The sequence below is a fragment of the Parvularculales bacterium genome, from assembly GCA_036881865.1.
Lineage (GTDB): Bacteria > Pseudomonadota > Alphaproteobacteria > JAPOUT01 > JBAJNM01 > JBAJNM01.
In genome coordinates, this window is the sequence record JBAJNM010000008.1 from 25,159 (window position 1) to 42,591 (window position 17,433).

At 51.1% G+C, this 17,433-nt stretch carries 19 protein-coding genes and 1 other RNA gene; 14 read left to right on the forward strand and 6 right to left on the reverse strand.

Annotated elements, in window-relative coordinates; translation table 11 throughout:
• Nucleotides 1–13: 13 nt before the first annotated feature.
• Together V6Z81_03415 and V6Z81_03420 are read left to right on the forward strand one after the other, a co-directional pair.
• Nucleotides 14–1,036 (forward strand): aspartate-semialdehyde dehydrogenase, encoded by a 1,023-nt coding sequence (locus tag V6Z81_03415; protein MEG9861536.1) that lies wholly within the window; start codon nt 14–16, stop codon nt 1,034–1,036.
• 5 nt (nt 1,037–1,041) lie between these two features.
• The gene (locus V6Z81_03420) at nt 1,042–1,908 is read left to right on the forward strand and encodes an MBL fold metallo-hydrolase (GenBank protein MEG9861537.1); all 867 of its coding nucleotides are present in this window, start codon (nt 1,042–1,044) and stop codon (nt 1,906–1,908) included.
• Nucleotides 1,909–1,934: 26 nt separating this feature from the next.
• Here the strand turns inward: V6Z81_03420 and rlmN are convergent, their stop codons facing one another.
• Together rlmN and V6Z81_03430 are read right to left on the reverse strand one after the other, a co-directional pair.
• A complete protein-coding gene (rlmN, locus tag V6Z81_03425; protein MEG9861538.1) occupies nt 1,935–3,095 on the reverse strand; it encodes a 23S rRNA (adenine(2503)-C(2))-methyltransferase RlmN in 1,161 nt (386 codons plus the stop codon).
• Complete coding sequence (locus V6Z81_03430; protein ID MEG9861539.1) at nt 3,079–3,645, reverse strand: invasion associated locus B family protein; 567 nt, start codon at nt 3,643–3,645, stop codon at nt 3,079–3,081. Before V6Z81_03430 ends, rlmN begins: the two co-directional genes overlap by 17 nt.
• Nucleotides 3,646–3,841: 196 nt before the next feature.
• Between V6Z81_03430 and V6Z81_03435 the strand changes: the two genes are divergently transcribed.
• Genes V6Z81_03435 through V6Z81_03450 form a run of 4 tightly spaced genes read left to right on the forward strand, consistent with a single transcriptional unit; the run spans nt 3,842 to nt 7,561 of the window.
• Entirely contained in the window at nt 3,842–4,846 is a 1,005-nt protein-coding gene (locus V6Z81_03435; GenBank protein MEG9861540.1) for an NADPH:quinone oxidoreductase family protein, read from the forward strand.
• A 19-nt stretch (nt 4,847–4,865) separates the two neighbouring features.
• Nucleotides 4,866–5,849, forward strand: coding sequence for a DMT family transporter (locus V6Z81_03440; protein ID MEG9861541.1), 984 nt, complete (start codon nt 4,866–4,868; stop codon nt 5,847–5,849).
• Nucleotides 5,836–6,621, forward strand: a complete 786-nt coding sequence (locus tag V6Z81_03445) for an SDR family NAD(P)-dependent oxidoreductase (protein MEG9861542.1) — start codon at nt 5,836–5,838, stop codon at nt 6,619–6,621. The genes V6Z81_03440 and V6Z81_03445 overlap by 14 nt, the downstream gene beginning before the upstream one ends.
• 25 nt (nt 6,622–6,646) lie before the next feature.
• Nucleotides 6,647–7,561 (forward strand): alpha/beta hydrolase, encoded by a 915-nt coding sequence (locus V6Z81_03450; GenBank protein MEG9861543.1) that lies wholly within the window; start codon nt 6,647–6,649, stop codon nt 7,559–7,561.
• Here V6Z81_03450 and V6Z81_03455 read toward each other — a convergent pair.
• Complete coding sequence (locus tag V6Z81_03455; protein ID MEG9861544.1) at nt 7,558–7,914, reverse strand: 4a-hydroxytetrahydrobiopterin dehydratase; 357 nt, start codon at nt 7,912–7,914, stop codon at nt 7,558–7,560. The two genes, V6Z81_03450 and V6Z81_03455, sit on opposite strands and share 4 nt — an antisense overlap.
• Before the next feature lie 226 nt (nt 7,915–8,140).
• Here V6Z81_03455 and V6Z81_03460 point away from each other — a divergent pair, with 226 nt between their 5' ends.
• The 5 genes from V6Z81_03460 (at nt 8,141) to V6Z81_03480 (ending at nt 13,546) form a co-directional block, all read left to right on the forward strand.
• Nucleotides 8,141–9,025 (forward strand): ankyrin repeat domain-containing protein, encoded by an 885-nt coding sequence (locus V6Z81_03460; protein MEG9861545.1) that lies wholly within the window; start codon nt 8,141–8,143, stop codon nt 9,023–9,025.
• Nucleotides 9,026–9,179: 154 nt separating this feature from the next.
• On the forward strand, nt 9,180–10,685 hold the full coding sequence (locus tag V6Z81_03465; GenBank protein MEG9861546.1) for a PQQ-dependent sugar dehydrogenase: 1,506 nt from the start codon (nt 9,180–9,182) through the stop codon (nt 10,683–10,685).
• Nucleotides 10,686–10,691: 6 nt separating this feature from the next.
• On the forward strand, nt 10,692–12,131 hold the full coding sequence (gene pabB, locus V6Z81_03470; GenBank protein ID MEG9861547.1) for an aminodeoxychorismate synthase component I: 1,440 nt from the start codon (nt 10,692–10,694) through the stop codon (nt 12,129–12,131).
• Nucleotides 12,132–12,137: 6 nt separating this feature from the next.
• Nucleotides 12,138–12,704, forward strand: a complete 567-nt coding sequence (locus V6Z81_03475; protein MEG9861548.1) for an aminodeoxychorismate/anthranilate synthase component II — start codon at nt 12,138–12,140, stop codon at nt 12,702–12,704.
• Nucleotides 12,701–13,546, forward strand: a complete 846-nt coding sequence (locus V6Z81_03480; GenBank protein ID MEG9861549.1) for an aminotransferase class IV — start codon at nt 12,701–12,703, stop codon at nt 13,544–13,546. Before V6Z81_03475 ends, V6Z81_03480 begins: the two co-directional genes overlap by 4 nt.
• Here the strand turns inward: V6Z81_03480 and V6Z81_03485 are convergent.
• Together V6Z81_03485 and rpmF are read right to left on the reverse strand one after the other, a co-directional pair.
• Nucleotides 13,528–14,163, reverse strand: a complete 636-nt coding sequence (locus V6Z81_03485; protein MEG9861550.1) for a MarC family protein — start codon at nt 14,161–14,163, stop codon at nt 13,528–13,530. The two genes, V6Z81_03480 and V6Z81_03485, sit on opposite strands and share 19 nt — an antisense overlap.
• Nucleotides 14,164–14,258: 95 nt before the next feature.
• The gene (gene rpmF / locus V6Z81_03490) at nt 14,259–14,441 is read right to left on the reverse strand and encodes a 50S ribosomal protein L32 (protein ID MEG9861551.1); all 183 of its coding nucleotides are present in this window, start codon (nt 14,439–14,441) and stop codon (nt 14,259–14,261) included.
• Between the two features lie 150 nt (nt 14,442–14,591).
• On the opposite strand from rpmF, the gene V6Z81_03495 reads away from it, so the two are divergent.
• The gene (locus tag V6Z81_03495) at nt 14,592–15,329 is read left to right on the forward strand and encodes a 3-deoxy-manno-octulosonate cytidylyltransferase (protein MEG9861552.1); all 738 of its coding nucleotides are present in this window, start codon (nt 14,592–14,594) and stop codon (nt 15,327–15,329) included.
• Nucleotides 15,330–15,368: 39 nt separating this feature from the next.
• Entirely contained in the window at nt 15,369–16,226 is an 858-nt protein-coding gene (locus tag V6Z81_03500; protein MEG9861553.1) for a prephenate dehydratase, read from the forward strand.
• Between the two features lie 4 nt (nt 16,227–16,230).
• On the opposite strand, the gene nudC is transcribed toward V6Z81_03500, so the two are convergent.
• On the reverse strand, nt 16,231–17,208 hold the full coding sequence (nudC, locus tag V6Z81_03505) for an NAD(+) diphosphatase (GenBank protein MEG9861554.1): 978 nt from the start codon (nt 17,206–17,208) through the stop codon (nt 16,231–16,233).
• Nucleotides 17,209–17,321: 113 nt separating this feature from the next.
• On the opposite strand from nudC, the gene ffs reads away from it, so the two are divergent.
• Nucleotides 17,322–17,419: signal recognition particle sRNA small type (gene ffs / locus V6Z81_03510), an RNA gene on the forward strand.
• Nucleotides 17,420–17,433: the final 14 nt, after the last annotated feature.

Below are 17,433 nucleotides of genomic sequence, written 5' to 3' on the forward strand. Positions count from 1 at the left end.
GCGAGAGATCCTCATGACCCTTAAAGTTGCTGTTGTCGGTGCTACAGGAAATGTCGGCCATGAAATGCTGAACATTCTGTCTGAACGTAACTTTCCAGCGGAAGTGGTAGCTCTTGCCTCGCGCCGTTCTCAAGGACGGGAGGTCTCTTTCGGCGAAGACCACACCCTCAAAGTTAGGGCTCTTGAAAATTATGATTTTTCCGAAACAGACATAGCCCTGTTCTCTGCCGGTTCCGCCGTAGCCAAAGAATGGGGACCAAAGGTTGCCGATGCCGGTGCTGTGGTGATTGATAATTCATCCTGCTTTCGCACAGACCCCGATGTGCCTCTTGTGGTTCCGGAAGTCAACGGAGAGGCTCTGGCAGGCTATGCCAACAAAAATATTATCGCCAACCCTAACTGCTCTACGGCCCAGTTGGTGGTAGCCCTTAAGCCTCTGCATGACCGTGCCTGTATTCGCCGTGTAGTGGTCGCAACGTATCAATCGGTTTCCGGCAGCGGACGGGCTGCAATGGATGAATTGTTCTCCCAGACGCGCGGGATTTTCGTTAATGACCCGCCGGAATCCAAAGAGTTCACCAAGCAGATAGCGTTTAATGTCATCCCCCACTGCGGTGACTTTACCGATGACGGTGTCACCATGGAGGAATGGAAAATGATGGCCGAGGTGGAAAAAATACTAGATCCCGGTATTCGCCTAACGGCTACCTGTGTGCGGGTTCCCGTATTTGTGGGTCATTCGGAGGCTGTCAACATCGAGTTTGCCGAACCTCTTGACCCCGATGAGGCCCGTGAGATTTTGCGGGAGGCTCCAGGTTGTCTGGTGGTAGACAAGCAGGAGGATGGGGGATATGTCACCCCTGTTGAGTGTATTGGTGAATATGCCACGTTCATTTCACGTATTCGTCTTGACCCGACCATTGAGAATGGATTGAACTTGTGGGTGGTATCCGACAATCTGCGCAAGGGAGCGGCTCTTAATGCTATACAGATTGCCGAGATGCTCAATGCTAACTATCTAAAACAGGCGGCTTAGCAGTCATGGATTTTTTACGTTGGACCATTGGTGATGTAACCATTACCAAAATTGTGGAGATGGAGATAAAAGCAGGCGGACTGGATGCCCTGCTACCGGATGCCACACCGGAAGCTCTTAAGCCTATTTCATGGCTTCATCCCCATTTTGTTGATGATGAGGGTCATTTACTGATGAGCATTCACGGTCTTGTGGTTGAAACGCCCTCCAAGCGCATCATGGTGGATACCTGCATTGGTAACGACAAGAAAGACCGCATATTGAACTGGAGTAATTTGCAGACTGGTTTTATGGATGATATGCACGCTGCCGGATTTCCACCGGAGTCCATTGATATTGTGCTTTGCACCCATCTTCATGTTGACCATGTAGGCTGGAATACGCGTCTGGTGGAGGGCCAATGGGTACCTACTTTCCCCAATGCGCGTTATCTCATGGCGGACTCCGAATTCACCCACTGGCGCGATCAGGAAGAAGATGACGGAAGCCGTCAGGTGTTTGCCGATTCCGTACAACCGGTTTTTGAAGCCGGTCTTGTAGATTTAGTCGCACCGGACCATAAAATCTGCAAAGAGGTATGCCTCATCCCAACCCATGGTCACACACCCGGTCATGTAAGCGTGGTGATCCGCTCAAAAGGTGAAGAAGCCATAATTACCGGAGATTTCATTCACCACCCCTGCCAACTGGCTCGCGTGCACTGGTCCAGTATTGCAGATACGGACCCTGATGCGGCGGTGATTACAAGACGTCGGGTGTTTGAGAATTATGCGGGTAAATCCGCTCTTATGATTGGCACACACTTTCCCTATCCCACGGCGGGCACTATTGAGCGCGATGGGGACGGGTTTCTTTTGAAGACAAACAATTAAGGGAGCGTTTGCACCTCTTTTAGGTCTTAAGAGGCGGCCGACACCTCCCGGACGGCCTCAAGACGTCTCCGACGAGCGCCGAGTTTCAGGCTCGCGCTTTTCAGTTGACCGCAAGCGGCCATAATATCGCGTCCGCGCGGGGTCCGCACAGGGCTGGCATACCCCGCTCTGCTAATCACATCAGCAAAGTTTTTAATACGCGTTTTCGACGAGCACTCATACGGCGCACCGGGCCATGGGTTAAACGGTATGAGATTAATTTTTGCCGGTATACCTTTCAGCAACCGCACCAACTCCCGTGCATCCGCAACGCTGTCGTTGACATCCTGCAACATGACATATTCAAACGTAATCCGCCGTGCATTGGAAAGGCCCGGATACGCCCGACAGGCCTCCAGAACATCAGCAATCGGATATTTTCGGTTTAAGGGTACCAGTTCGTCACGCAAATCATCTCGCACCGCATGGAGGGAAATAGCCAACATAACCTCGGCTTCCCGCCCAATCCACGGTATCACCGGCACCACCCCCGCCGTAGAAAGCGTAATACGCCGACGAGATATAGCCAGACCATCACCATCGGCGGCAATCCGGAGCGCATCTCTTACATTTTCCGCATTATAAAGGGGCTCCCCCATGCCCATCATAACAATGTTAGATATTTTCCGATTGTCTGTTGGTCTGGGCCATTCTCCCAAAACATCACGGGCAACCAAAATCTGTCCTACGATCTCCGCTACCGTTAGATTGCGCACCAGCTTTTGCGTACCCGTATGACAAAAGCGACAAGTAAGAGTGCAACCTACCTGACTAGATAAACACAACGTCCCCCGCGTCTCTTCGGGGATATAAACCGTCTCAATCTCCCGGCCATCATTGACGCGCAACAACCATTTTATAGTGCCATCTTCCGATCGCTGCTCATGAACAATCTCCGGACGCTCAATGACAAACTGCTCTACCAGTTCAGCCCGCAACCCCTTGGAGAGGGTGGTAATGTCATCAATAGACCGCCAGCCCCTAATATAAAGCCCATTCCATATTTGATCACGGCGCATAGAGCGGCTGCGGGGCGCTATGGTCGTAGCCTCAAGGGCTGTGGCCAATTGCTCCCGCGTTAAACCCGTAAGATTCTCCCCTTCCGGTTGAACCGTCAAAGAAGTAACCAAATCAGCGACAGGCATCATCAATCGCAGCAATAGCCCGTGATATACCGGAAAGAGAATAACGATCTGTAGTTAGAGTTCCCCGGCTCGATGTACCCTTTACGGTCAAACTGCTGCCTTTCTTCATGGCAGTGATAAGATTTTTTTCAACTTTCAAATCTTGCACCCACGCCCAATGAGCCCGCTCTCCGCCATCTCTAACGCCTGTGAAAAGCTGATAAGATTTATTTCCAACGCTGGCATAAGGACGACTGGTTTTCTTGTAGATATAACCCGCCCGAACACTCACCTCATTGCGTACGCCTTCTGCCGGACGATTGGCAACCATCAAAGCCACCTCACCCCGGTTCACTCGTGCAGGCCGCATATCAATAGGCTCGGAAAGAGCATAGCAGATCTTGTTGCCTGCCTCACCATCAACATAGACTTTCCAGTCCTGAAACGTATTGACCAACTCAGGTTCGGCCGCAACGGGAGAAATCATAAACCCAAAAACCAGAAAGGTTGCGCTCAACATAAGCCACAGTCTGCCTTGCTCTATTACTCTACGCCTGATTTTAGTGGGACTCATGGGTGTTTCCTGCTTATTGTTCATGACTGCCAATATTATAACCCAAATTGTATGGCTATGTCAGCATGAAGCCAAGCGCCCCCGACCGAATTTCTACCGGACTATTGGAGTAAAACCGCACCTGTGCTAAACATAATTATAGTAGAGATAGCATCACAAGAGAGATGACAACGGGTCGCCAGAGGAGAAAACTCTCATGAAAGCAGTTTTATGTAAAGAATACGGCCCTCCTGACGCTTTAGTAGTGGAGGATATTCCCACCCCTGAGCCCGGGCCGGATCAGGTGTTGCTTAAGGTCCATGCGGCAGCGGTTAATTTTCCTGATGTCCTAATAATACAGAATAAATATCAGTTTAGCCACGAGACACCTTTTACGCCGGGTAGCGAGGTAGCGGGCGAGGTTATCCAATGTGGGGAAAATGTCAAAAACCTGAAAGTCGGTGACAGGATTCTGGGGTCCAGCGGGGTCGGCGGCTTTGCCGAGCAGATTGTCATGGATGGTGCACGGATGTTGAAGATTCCTGACGCTATGGATTTTATTTCCGCATCCGCATTTTTGTTAACCTATGGTACGTCTCACCACGCCCTGAAAGACAGAGCCGCCATCAAACCGGGCGAGACCCTTCTGGTGTTAGGCGCTGCGGGGGGCGTAGGCTTAGCAGCAGTGGAGTTGGGCAAGGCTATGGGGGCGCGAGTTATTGCGGCGGCCTCGACGGAGGAAAAACTGGAGATCACCCGACAACATGGCGCTGACGATGCCATACTTTATTCATCGGGAGATTTGGACAGGGATCAACAAAAAGAATTCTCAAATGCCATTAAAGAGAAAACCGGCGGTCAAGGTGCCGATGTTGTTTATGATCCGGTAGGTGGCGCTTATGCCGAACCGGCCTTACGGGCTACGAACTGGGAAGGGCGATATCTTGTTATCGGTTTTGCGGCAGGAGATATCCCCCGTATTCCCCTTAACCTTGCTCTCCTTAAGGGATGCCAAATTGTTGGTGTGTTCTGGGGTGCTTTTGTGGGACGTGACCCAGTCGGTCATGCAAAAAATTGCGAGGAACTGATGGCTCTTTATCTTGACGGCAAGATAAAACCTCACGTATCTGTAACCTATCCACTGGAGAAAACGGCACAAGCGCTCAACGATATGGCAGCCCGCAAAGTTATCGGAAAAATAGTCGTGGTCCCCGGTTCGTGAATACTCACTGCGAAGCACCATGAGTGCAAAAGGTGCACGCCTTTCACTCAGGTTACGTATAGGTCGCCGCGCCTTTGAAAAACTTCCCGGTAACGTAAGAGGTGCAATCTGGCTTCTAATGTCTGCCGTTTTGTTTACGGTGATGACAATCCTAGTAAAACATATCGGTGGGCGGTTGGGTGTTTTTCAAGTTGCTTTTTTTCGTGCCCTGTTTAGCCTTCTGGTCATCCTTCCTTTTTTGATACGCGTCGGATTTGCAGACGGTGGTATTCGTACCCATTATCCGGTATTGCAAATTGTTCGTGGCATTGTCGGTAGCGTCGGCATGATATGTGGGTTTTACGCCGTTATTCATTTGCCTCTCGCCGATGCCCAAGCGTTTAGTTTTGCCCGTGCATTATTTGTGGTGCCTTTGGCCTGGCTCATCCTCAGAGAAGTAGCCGGACTACCACGCATTGCAGCAACGCTGGTAGGGTTCGCCGGCGTCCTTATCATGTTGCGTCCCGGTACCGAAACAATCACGGACCCCGCAGCACCGGTTGCAGTAGGTGGAGCAGCGTTGGTAGCCCTAGCCGTTATTCTTGTGAAAATTGTATCGCACCGCGATCAACCGGTAACCCTTATGTTTTATACAGGTGTGGTGGGATCTCTCGTTACCATCGGCCCCGCTCTTTGGGCGTGGGTGGCACCTACTATTTGGGAGTTGGTATTGCTTTTGGCGATGGGGACTGTAGCGGCGGGGGCTCATAATTGTTTTATTCGCGCTTACAGGGCGGGAGAGCCTACGGCCATTGCGCCATTTGATTATACGCGGCTTTTATTTGCAGCAATTGCAGGATATTTTTTCTTTTCTACCTTCCCGGACTTCTGGATTGTTTCCGGTGCCTGTCTTATTGTAGGCTCTACGTTCTACATTGTGCGCCACGAGGCGCAAACAGCCACTCAGAACACACAACCCCCAACAGACAAACAGAGAGAGGATACCCATCATGAAATTAGATAACAGCATCGGCGCAGTGATAACAGGGGGGGCATCGGGGTTGGGAGAAGCCACCGCCCGCGAGTTGGCAGCCCATGGGGTCAAAGTGGCATTGTTTGATTTGAACGGCGATTTAGGTGAGAAAACCGCCAAGGATATTGGTGGCGTTTTTTGTGAGGTCAATGTTACGGATGAAGCCAGTGTGGATGCGGGTTTTAAAAAAGCACGTGCGGCAATCGGTCAAGAGCGCATTCTTGTGAGTTGTGCCGGTACGGGTATTGCGGTCAAGACAGCCTCCCGCGACAAAGAAACCGGCGAAATTAAGGTTCATCCTCTGGAACATTTTGACCGTATCATTCAAATTAATCTTGTGGGTTCTTTCCGTTGCCTAGCTAAATCTGCGGCAGGCATGATGTCTCTGGGTCCCGTAACGCCCGATGGTGGACGCGGCGTTATTATCAACACGGCTTCTGTAGCGGCCCAAGACGGACAGATCGGTCAGGCGGCTTATTCTGCCTCTAAGGGTGGTATTGTGGGCATGACGTTGCCCATCGCCCGTGATTTATCCCGTGAGGGCATTCGCGTTAACACAATTTTGCCAGGATTATTTAACACGCCTTTGTTTGCAGGGGCTTCTGACAAAGTTAAGCAAGCGCTGGGCGCTCAGGTTCCCTTTCCACCGCGGTTGGGTCATCCCCCGGAGTATGCTTTGCTGGCCCGCCAGATTTGTGAAAATGATATGTTAAATGGTGAGTCCATCCGTCTGGATGGCGCTATTCGCATGGCACCTCGTTAAGATAAAAACCTATAGGAGAAGTATCATGAAACCCATTGAACAAGTCCTCGCTTTTTTAGCAGAAAATCAACCCACCAATCCCAACGAAACGCCGCAAGAACGCCGCGCTGGCATGGAAGAGGCGCTCGGTGCTTTTCCCGTTCCCGACGGAGTGAGCATCACGCCGGTTGATGCAGACGGTGTGTCAGCGGAATGGGTGGCTGCTCCCGGCGTAGCCGAAGACCGGGTGATTTTATATCTCCACGGAGGAGGTTATGTGATTGGTTCTCCCAAAACCCACCGAACACTTACTGCCAAACTTTCCGAGACGGCCGGAGCACGTGTCCTCGCGATTGATTATCGTCTGGCACCGGAGCATCCCTTTCCGGCAGCTGTAGAAGACGCCCTCACGGCATGGCAATGGCTATTGGGTCAGGGGCTTTCGTCCCGCTCTATGGGTATAAGCGGCGATTCTGCCGGTGGGGGGCTAACCATGGCCCTTTTGCTGGAGGCACGGGATAAAGGAGTAAGCCTTCCTGCAGCGGCAGCACCTATCAGCCCGTGGGTGGATTTAACCGGTGAGGCTGCCAGCATAGAAACCCGAGCAGATGCCGACCCCATGATCTCACGTGAACCCCTACTGGAGATGGCAGCCCATTACACAGGCGCAAGCGGCGATGCGCGGCATCCTCTGGTCTCGCCCATATTTGCTGACCTTACCGGCCTACCTCCCCTGCTTATTCATGTGGGTGATGCGGAAGTGCTGCTAGACGACAGCCTGACACTTCACGATAATGCACTAAAGGCAAATGTTCCCTCACGCCTAAAGGTATGGGATGAGATGATTCATGTCTTTCAGGTCTTCCACTCTATATTGCCGGAAGGCGTTGACTCTCTCAATGAAATAGGACAGTTCTTCTGCACTGAATGGGGCAAAGCCAAGGCCCGCAACGCCGCCTAATCTGAACCTTCCGGCTTGCGTCTATCGTGACGGCCGGCAGAACCGGCAAGGCGGTCCATTGCGCGGGCAAGGGCAATATCCTTCTCGCTCACACCGCCCGTATCATGGGTGGTGAGAACAACGTCCACCGTGCGATAAACATTAAACCATTCAGGATGATGGTCCATCTTCTCGGCAATCATGGCGATGCGGCTCATCCATCCAAAGGCTTCATTGAAATTTTTGAACTGATAGGTTTTTTCAATGGCCTCCCGCCCCTTTACCTTGCGCCATCCCGTAAGGGAAGTCAGCGCCTTTTTCCGCATAGCAGAACCAGATTTTTCCATCATGGGTTTCTCCTTGCCTCTATCAATACCGCATCCAGAACTGTCATAAAATCAATCCCCGCGCAACCCAAACTATTTTTTCATAGCTCTTACTTATCGCCACCCCCAAAAGAGGCTACATTATAATAGTGCCCAAAAGCCGGAATCAAACACCGTGGCGTAACCATGGTTTACACCTCCGTGATTTTTGGTTAGATGCCATCATGGCAGATATGATAGCTCTCATTGAAGAGCGTAACTCAAGGAATAGGATATGAGAACAAAAGTGAGTATCTTTCTGGGGTGTCTGCTTTTATTGTCTGTCTTGGTATACCTCCTTCAGGCGCAAGATGATAATGCGTGGTTGGGAACTTTTTGGCGTACGGCCACGGTGGCGGATGTTGAAGCCGTTCTTGAGGGTGGAGCGAATATCAACGCCCGCGATGAGGCTGGATGGACGCCGCTGCATTGGGCAGCTGTCGCGAGCCAAACACCAGTGGTGGTGAAACTGTTGCTGGATCACGGGGCCGATATAGAAGCCCGTGACAAGGATGGCGTAACGCCCTTGCATTGGGCAGCGGCAGCTATCTTTAACCAAACACCAGCGGTGGTGAAACTACTGCTGGATCACGGGGCCGATATAGAGGCCCGTGATGCGGGTGGAGAAACACCCCTGCATGTGGCAGCCAATAACGCAACACCAATGATGGTGAAAGTATTACTGGATTATGGAGCCGATATAGAGGCCCGTGATAAGAATGGCTTAACGCCCCTGCATTCGGCGCATGTGGCGGCTAGTAACGCAACACCAGTGATGGTAAAAGTATTACTGGATCATGGAGCCGATATAGAGGCCCGCAGTAAAAATGGCTCAACACCCCTACATCAGGCGGCAGCTAATAGCGAAACACCGGCGGTGGTGGAAATGTTACTGGATTATGGGGCCGACATAGAGGCCCATGATAAGAATAACTCAACGCCCCTGCATATAGCAGCGCTCAAGAGCAAAACATCGACAGTAGTGGAGGTGTTACTGGACCATGGGGCAGATGGCACGGCGCGGGATAAAGATGGAAAAACACCTTTTGATCTCATTCAGGACAATGAGACTCTTAAGGATACCAAAGCCTATTGGCGGCTTAACGAGGCTCAATATTGATAAGATTCACCATAAGGAATGGGGATGAGTAAAGAAGACCAGCGCGGAGTTTTTAGTTTATTCTGAGCGGCATTATTATATTAACCCCCAAAAAAGAGTATAAGAGAAGTGTTTATGCGACCCCCCTTAACTCTGTGAAGGACCCTCCATGCTTATGAAAATCATTCTTGGCACTCTTGCTATTATCGTGATTGCCATCGGTGGATGTACAATTTTTCTGCCGGAACGATTTGCCGTCAACGCACCGATTATGAACTCTCTGTTTGGCTGGGGAGCTGAACTTGAACCGGCAGATGTTTTGCAAACCCGCCTCATGCTACCAGACGGGTATGACTTTAATGTTTATGCCGAGGGCCTTGGTCACGCACGCATCATGCGCTGGACCAAAGGCGGAGATTTGCTTTTATCAACCCCGCGCACCGGTGAGATTAAAATTATACGGGCCGGAGCCTCCGGCAGTGAGCGCGGCGGAGCGGTGGAGGTTCTTATTGATGGGCTTAACCGTCCTCATGGCGTCGAGATTGTAGGGGATTATCTTTATATCGGAGAGACAGACGCTATCTTGCACATACCTTTTGATAACGCCCGGGGCATACTTACCGGAGAGGCCGAGTATATCGTCACGGACCTGCCCGGCGGTGGTAATCACTGGACACGTACTGTCAAACAAGGGCCAGACGGCTGGTTGTATGTTAATATCGGCTCATCGTGCAATGTGTGCCTTGAGGATGATGAGCGTCGTAGCACTTTGATGCGCTTCAGGCCCGATGGCAGCGATATTGAAATTTTCGCCGAGGGTTTGCGTAACACGGTAGGCTGGGACTGGCAGCCGGGAACAGGCAACCTCTACGGCGTGGATAATGGCCGCGACCTGCTGGGTGATAATGAGCCACCCGAAGAGGTTAATCTTATCCGCAGGGGTGGATTTTACGGATGGCCATTCCTGAACGGCTTCAACAAACCCGACCCGGATTTCGGCGATATATCCGACCCGCGCATTAAAGACGCCATTGAACCGGCATACGGGATGACCGCTCATATAGCACCTCTGGCCATCACGTTTATGGGGAACGATGCTCCGCCGGGATTGGAAGGAGCCGCTCTTGTAACCCAACACGGATCATGGAACCGCACCCGCAAGGCAGGTTACAAGGTTATCTCTCTTCATTGGAGGACAGATGGTTCTATTGAGGATCGTGATTTTTTCACCGGATTTGAAAAAGACGAAGACGTCATCGGCCGCCCCGTGGATGTTACCATTGGTCCCGATGGCGCTATATATGTTTCTGATGATTATGCAGGCGCCATATACCGCATTACCCACGAGAGTATGGAATCCGCCCACGGCACTGCAAGCCCAACCAAAACCACCCGCCATACAACACCGGCCTCTGCTAAACCGGAACGGCCAATAGCACTCACGGCGGATTTAATACGCACAGGAGCTAAACTATGGCAAGACAACATGTGTGCCGTCTGCCATAGCCTGTCAGAAGCCTCAACGGACATAGCCTATGTTCGTCTTGATAATCTGTCCACCCGCTATAACATTGACGATATTGTCAGTATTCTCAAAGTGCCACCAGGCAACATGCCTGCCCCTCCCATCAGCGATGCAGAGCGCGAAGCGTTAGCCTATTATGTTCTTGACCGTTTTTAGTTCCGGATGAGTGCGGGTTTCTCTCCCCTATCTCTCAAGTGCGGCGGCTTAATTGCAGAACTGCCTTTTGCTGACCCCCTTACCCTTTTTGCACCATTTGCTGACCAGCCTTTTGCACTGCTTTTAGAGTCTGCCCGCGCCCACGACCCGCAGGGCGGGCGCTGGAGCTTTATTCTAACAGCTCCACGCTCCCGCATTATTGTACCCGCCGGAGAATCTCATAGCAGGCGGCCCTTTGATTCCTTGCGTGCCATGTGTGCTCCCGACCCTCACATGATAGAATTTGCTGCGGCCATAACCCAGACCTTCAAGGAACGGTTAAATACCCCGCCCCCTCCCTTTGTGGGAGGTGTAGCAGGCCTGTTTGGATATGAACTGGGTCATGCCTTAGAGCGTTTGCCGATAGTAGAAGGTGGTGTCTCCACGCCTGATATGGCGGTTGGTTTTTATACCAGAGTCATAGCCTTTGACCATAAAACCTACCGCGCTTTTTTATTGAGCGCTGACGGCAACTCGGACGATGCGGATTTCTTGCAAGCACAGCCAGAGGCAAGCCCCACCATCAATCCTCAAGTCCATAATGCTGATGTGTTTGCCGTGCCGGATTGTATGAATTCAAACTTCACACGGACGGATTATGAAAACGCCATTGCCCGCATTATTGAGCACATCAGAGCCGGAGATATTTTTCAGGCTAACCTCTCACAACGGTTCGAAACCCCCCTTATGCCGGATGACACACCTTTGGCTGTCTATGCCCGGCTAAGGCGAATTTCTCCGGCTCCCTTTGCAGGATTTTTCAATTTAGGCGAGGTCTCTATTCTCTCTTCATCACCGGAGCGGTTTGTTTCCTGCAGGGATGGTGTTGTAGAGACCCGCCCCATAAAAGGAACCCGTCCTCGTGGCAAAACACCCGCTCAGGATAAAGCGCTTGCAGAAGAGCTAAAAACCAACTCCAAAGACAGAGCAGAAAACATCATGATTGTGGATTTGTTGCGCAATGATTTATCAAAAGTGTGCACAAACTATTCTGTCAAAACAGAAAAATTGTGCGCTCATGAAGCGTATCCCTCTGTGCATCATCTGGTTTCTACCATCAGTGGACGTCTGCGGTCAGGGTTAGGGCCGGTAGATTTATTGACGGCGTGTTTCCCCGGTGGTTCTATTACCGGAGCTCCAAAAATACGCGCTATGGAAATTATTACCAGTTCGGAAAATAGCAGACGAGGCGCTTATTGCGGAGCACTTGGTTATATTGGCGTTGACGGCACGATGGATACCAACATTGCCATCCGCACCATAACCATCGAGGGGCAACGTGCGTTTTTTCAGGCCGGTGGAGGCATCACTGCAGCCTCTGATCCCACCGCCGAATATGAAGAAACTCTGGTCAAGGCCGCCCCTATGGCACAAGCCTTAACTCTGCCTAGCACTCACGAAGAGTAGTGCTGCATGATTTTGCTCGTAGATTATTACGATTCTTTTGTCTACACGCTAGCACGTTATGTAGAGGAGTTAGGGTTCGCCACCTGCGTAATGCGTCATGACGATGTTGATGAGTCGCTTATTGAAAACCTTAGGCCTAGCGCTCTTATTTTATCTCCCGGCCCGGGAGCGCCTGAGGACACCCCCACCTCTCTTGATCTTGTGCGTCATTTTGGGGCGTCCCTACCCATGCTTGGTATTTGCCTTGGTCATCAAATTATCGCACGAGCTTATGGAGCACGTGTGCTACGCGTTGAGCCCGCACACGGCATATCCACCGCCCTTTCTCATGATGGTATCGGATTGTTTACGGGTCTCCCTTCTCCTTTGATGGCCGCCCGTTATCATTCCCTAGCCATAGATTTACCTGACCACACCCCTCTGATGCCTCTTGCCTGTAGTATGGACAACATCATCATGGCTTTTCGCCACCGGACACACCCTCTTTACGGAGTTCAGTTTCACCCTGAGTCTGTTATCAGTGAGGGCGGACATCAACTCCTGAGTAATTTTCTGCATGAGACAGGGCTATGACACATTCTTTCTGGTATAACGGAGCGCTCGTACCCACAACAACCTCTCTTGATCCAGCCGATAGAGGCTTTTTGCTCGCTCACGGCGTCTTTGAAACTCTGCTCACCATTGACGGAAAAATTATATGGGGAGAAGAGCATATCAGGCGCCTTTTTCATGGGGCACTCACACTGGGCATACCCACACCCTATTCACAAGACGATTTGCTGACCGCTTGTAGCGATGTTATAGAAGCGAACAAAGCCAAAAACTACCAAGGAATACGTATCACTCTTACCCGTGGTGCCGGTCCACGTGGTCTGGCTCCTCCGCCTGATGATGTCTCTCCCACACTTCTCATCACAACGGCGGAAGTTGGACCCATGCCTACACCTCCTTCCCTCATCACGGCACACACTACCACCCGAAACGAAAAAAACCCCACAGCCCAACTTAAGACCCTTTCCTATACAGACAACATTATCGCACGCCAAGAGGCCATTACCGCTGACTCCGATGATGCCTTAATGCTAAACACGGCAGGAAATTTGGCGTGTGCTACCACCGCCAATGTTTTTATATGGATTGATAATACACTTCTGACTCCGCCCTGCCATGACGGTTGTCTGCCCGGCATAACACGACGCCATTTTATAGATGCCGCTCACAAATCCGGCATTCAGTATCAAGAAACATCCATCGCATCATCACAGTTGGAACAATGCACTGCCATAGTGCTAACTAATTCTCTCACTGGTGCGGTATTTGCCAAAAGCTGTAATGGTCATTCCTTGCAACAGCCAGATTCTCTTTCGGGTCTTCTCCGGAACTTCAACACTTTGTTTTATGCAACCAGCCAATAGGCCCGAAGACCATCCAAAACATATTGTGTGGCCAGAGCTGCCAGAATAATTCCCGAAACACGCGATATGACCTTGCTTATAGTCTCCCCGATAATTTTCTGTATAAAATCAGACAACCGAAACAAAATATAGCACAGCAACAAAACGACAATGCCAATAGACAAAATAACTCCCTGTGCTACGACATCACCGACCTGAGCGTTCATTAGTAGTAATATGGTAGCAACCGCCCCCGGTCCGGTGATCATGGGTATAGCCAACGGAAAAACCGAAATATCATAATCAAACTCCGTCTGTGCTTCTTCAACAGACCGCTTGCGTCGCTCAGTACGCCGCCCAAACAACATCTCAACAGCAATCAAAAACAAAAGAGTCCCCCCCGCAATCCGAAAAGCGGGCAAGCCAACACCTATGGCTTTAAGAAATGGTGTTCCCAACAGGCCGAAAAACATCAAGACACCCACAGAAACAACAATGGTGCGTATTGCAACAATACGTTTCTTCGCCGCATCAGCATCCTGAGTCAAAGACACAAAGACCGGCAACATACCTATAGGGTCAATAACGATAAATAACGTAACAAATGTTGGTAGAACGATAGTCCAGAAAATATCCATGACTTATCTCTCTGTGCCGTTGTTTGGATTTGTTACCGAAACCGGTACGGCCGATCTCCTCTTAATGAGAGGAAAGCCACAGCACTCACCCCTAATTACTCTCCCTGAGGCTGCAAAACCTGCCGCCCGCGGTACATACCACTCTTTAAATCAATATGATGAGGGCGATGCAACTCTCCGCTATCCGGGTTTTCTACATAGGCCGGACGCTTAAGAGCCTGAGAAGCACGACGCATACCGCGCTTGGATGGGGTTACTTTTCTTTTTGGAACGGCCATTGGGGGTTTCTCCTGTCGGAAATATATGAAGGTTTTTATAGCCGAAATGGTGGCCTCCGTCCACCATTTGTCTACATACCCTCCTTCTGCGCTCCGAAGCATGCTATAAGTTCAGCAGAAATCCTCAAGAAAGCCCCGCGAAACCTTACAATGAATCCGATTATTGTTATTCCCGCTCGTATGGAGTCTCAACGTCTACCAGACAAACCTCTCGCAGACATCCATGGAACCCCCATGATTGTTCATGTCTGGCGACAGGCTATGAAGGCAAAATGTGGTCCTGTGGTAGTAGCCGCCAGCGCTGAGGCCATAGCACAAGCGGTGCGGAAGGCTGGAGGGAAAGCCATTGTGGAAAACGGCTCCCATGCCTCCGGCTCTGACAGAATAGCCGCAACCCTAGCCCATCTTGACCCTGAAGAGCGCTATGATCCGGTAATAAATCTGCAAGGAGACATGCCAACTTTAGACCCTGCCCTTGTGCAGGCGGTCATGGAGCCTTTTACTGAGGCATACAGCGAGGTGTGCGATATATCAACCTTGGCAGCCCCCCTAACAGATCCCTCAGAGTTGGATAACTCCGCCGTTGTAAAAGCCGTGGTATCTTTTCAAGAGGGAGACGATTGGGGCAAAGCCCTTTACTTCACCCGCGCTACTGCTCCATGGGGTGAGGGGCCTTATTATCATCACATCGGCCTTTACGGCTATCGACGCGCTGCCCTCAAAAAATTTGTGACTACCCCGCCCTCACCTTTGGAGCAGCGTGAAAAGCTTGAGCAGTTGCGCGCTCTAGAAGCCGGATTAAAGATCATAGTGCGCCGCGTCGCACAAACAGCCCTCGGCGTTGATACTTCCGATGATCTTGAGAAGATACGCTCAATGATGGCATAAATACCATCAGGTGCACAATCACACCCATTGAAAACCAATATGACAAACGTTACCAACAACAATATCGTCTTTCAGGGCGAGCAAGGGGCCAACTCTCACATTGCCTGTCAGGCAGTTTTTCCGGATATGACCCCTGTGCCATGCCGCACCTTTGAAGATACTCTAACGGCGGTTTCTTCCGGTACAGCACAACTTGGTATGATTCCTATTGAAAACTCTCTTGCCGGGCGAGTAGCCGATATTCATCACCTCATGCCCCGTTCGGATTTGTTCATTGTGGGAGAGCATTTCCTTAAGGTGCACCATCAATTACTAACTCTGCCTAATGCACCCGTTGAGAAATTAAAGAGTGTGCAAAGTCACGAACAAGCGTTGAGCCAATGCCGCGATATCATCCAAGAGATGGATTTAGAGCCCATACCGGCAGCTGACACGGCAGGCTCTGCCCGTGAGATAGCAGAAAAAGGCGACAAATCATGCGCAGCTATTGCAACCGAACTGGCTGCTTCATTATATGGCCTTCAGATTGTACGCACCAACATAGAAGATGCCAGTCACAACACAACACGCTTTATTATTGTTGCTAACCAACCCAATAAAGCCAACGTCACCGACGGGCCGATTATTACCAGCCTCGTGTTTCAGGTGCGCAACGTGCCCGCTGCCCTCTACAAAGCACTAGGGGGTTTTGCTACCAACGGTGTTAACATAACCAAGCTGGAAAGCTATCAGTTGGAAGGCAGTTTTAACGCCACTCAATTCTATGCAGATATTGAAGGACACCCCGAAGATCGCTCTGTTCAGCTGGCTTTAGAGGACCTTTCTTTTTTTACGTCCAGATTGCGCATTCTGGGCGTCTACAAAGCTTCTCCCCTGCGCCAAGAATTCAGCTCATAAGGTGTTATTCATCCACCAAAGCTTTGATAATCTGATGCGCTATCGCCATAGGCGGAGGGGCCATCAATCCACCCTCGTTCGCTTCCGGATCTGCACGGCGGTTTATCATCTCTCGAAGTTCGGCCTGCTCAAACCACCGGCCTTCTTCAAGCTCCACCCCGTCAATATAAATTTCCTCCGAGACTGCATCGGCAAAACAGCCAATCATTAAAGAGGACGGCCACGGCCATGGTTGCGTGGAATGATACCGCACCGAACTAATCTCAAGACCGGCTTCTTCATGGAGTTCTCGCGCAACCGCCTCTTCAATGGTCTCGCCTGGCTCCATAAAACCCGCTAACGCTGAAAACATACCCGGTGGCCAGCCACTTTGACGCCCCAAAAAGCACCGCCCCTGATGAAGAGCCGCCATAATCACCACGGGGTCCGTGCGTGGAAAATGCTCCGCACCACAAGCCTCACAGTGTCTTTTATAGCCCCCCTCCACAACGATGGTAGCCCCCCCACAAACCGCACAAAAACCATGCCGCCGATGCCACTCTAACATGCCTCTGGCCTGCGCCATAATGGCTAACTCACCTGAGGGCATATCTCCCGCCATAGCCAGTTCCCGCAAATCTTCAAAGCGTCCCATGCCACTAACAGGACCTTCATTCTCCGGATCTCTCGCATGGCTAATATCCAACGCAAATAAAGCCTTGCCTCGGCGGTTGATACCAAGGAAAACAAACAAGGATTCCGGCAAGAACATGCTTTCCAACAAAGTAAACGGTAGCCAGCCAGTATCCCGTCCAGCCCCCGGGGTGTGCTCCGGCAAAACAAGAGGCATAAGATGCCAAAGCGGAACCACCAACGTTTCCGGCTCACAACGCTTGCCCTCAAGCCATGCCGCATCGCCCCGTTTGTGGCCCATGCGGTCCAGTGGATTATTGGCAAATATGTTGGGATTACGGGTTAAGACCATGGTCTCCATGCTTGCCATGAATGGAAATGATAGGCAAGGGATTTACCCAGACGGCCCTAAGGTGCTCCAAGGCGTAGGCGGATGTGCTTTCCCTTGCCAGAGTCGGTAGCGCCAATGATATACTCCCGGCTGGAAGGTTGGCGGTGGACGCATCCCCCGCCCATCGGGTCAGGTCCGGAAGGAAGCAGCCCAGACGGGTGTGGTGCGGGTTGCTGTTCAGCCTTCCGCCTTTGTTCTTTTTTC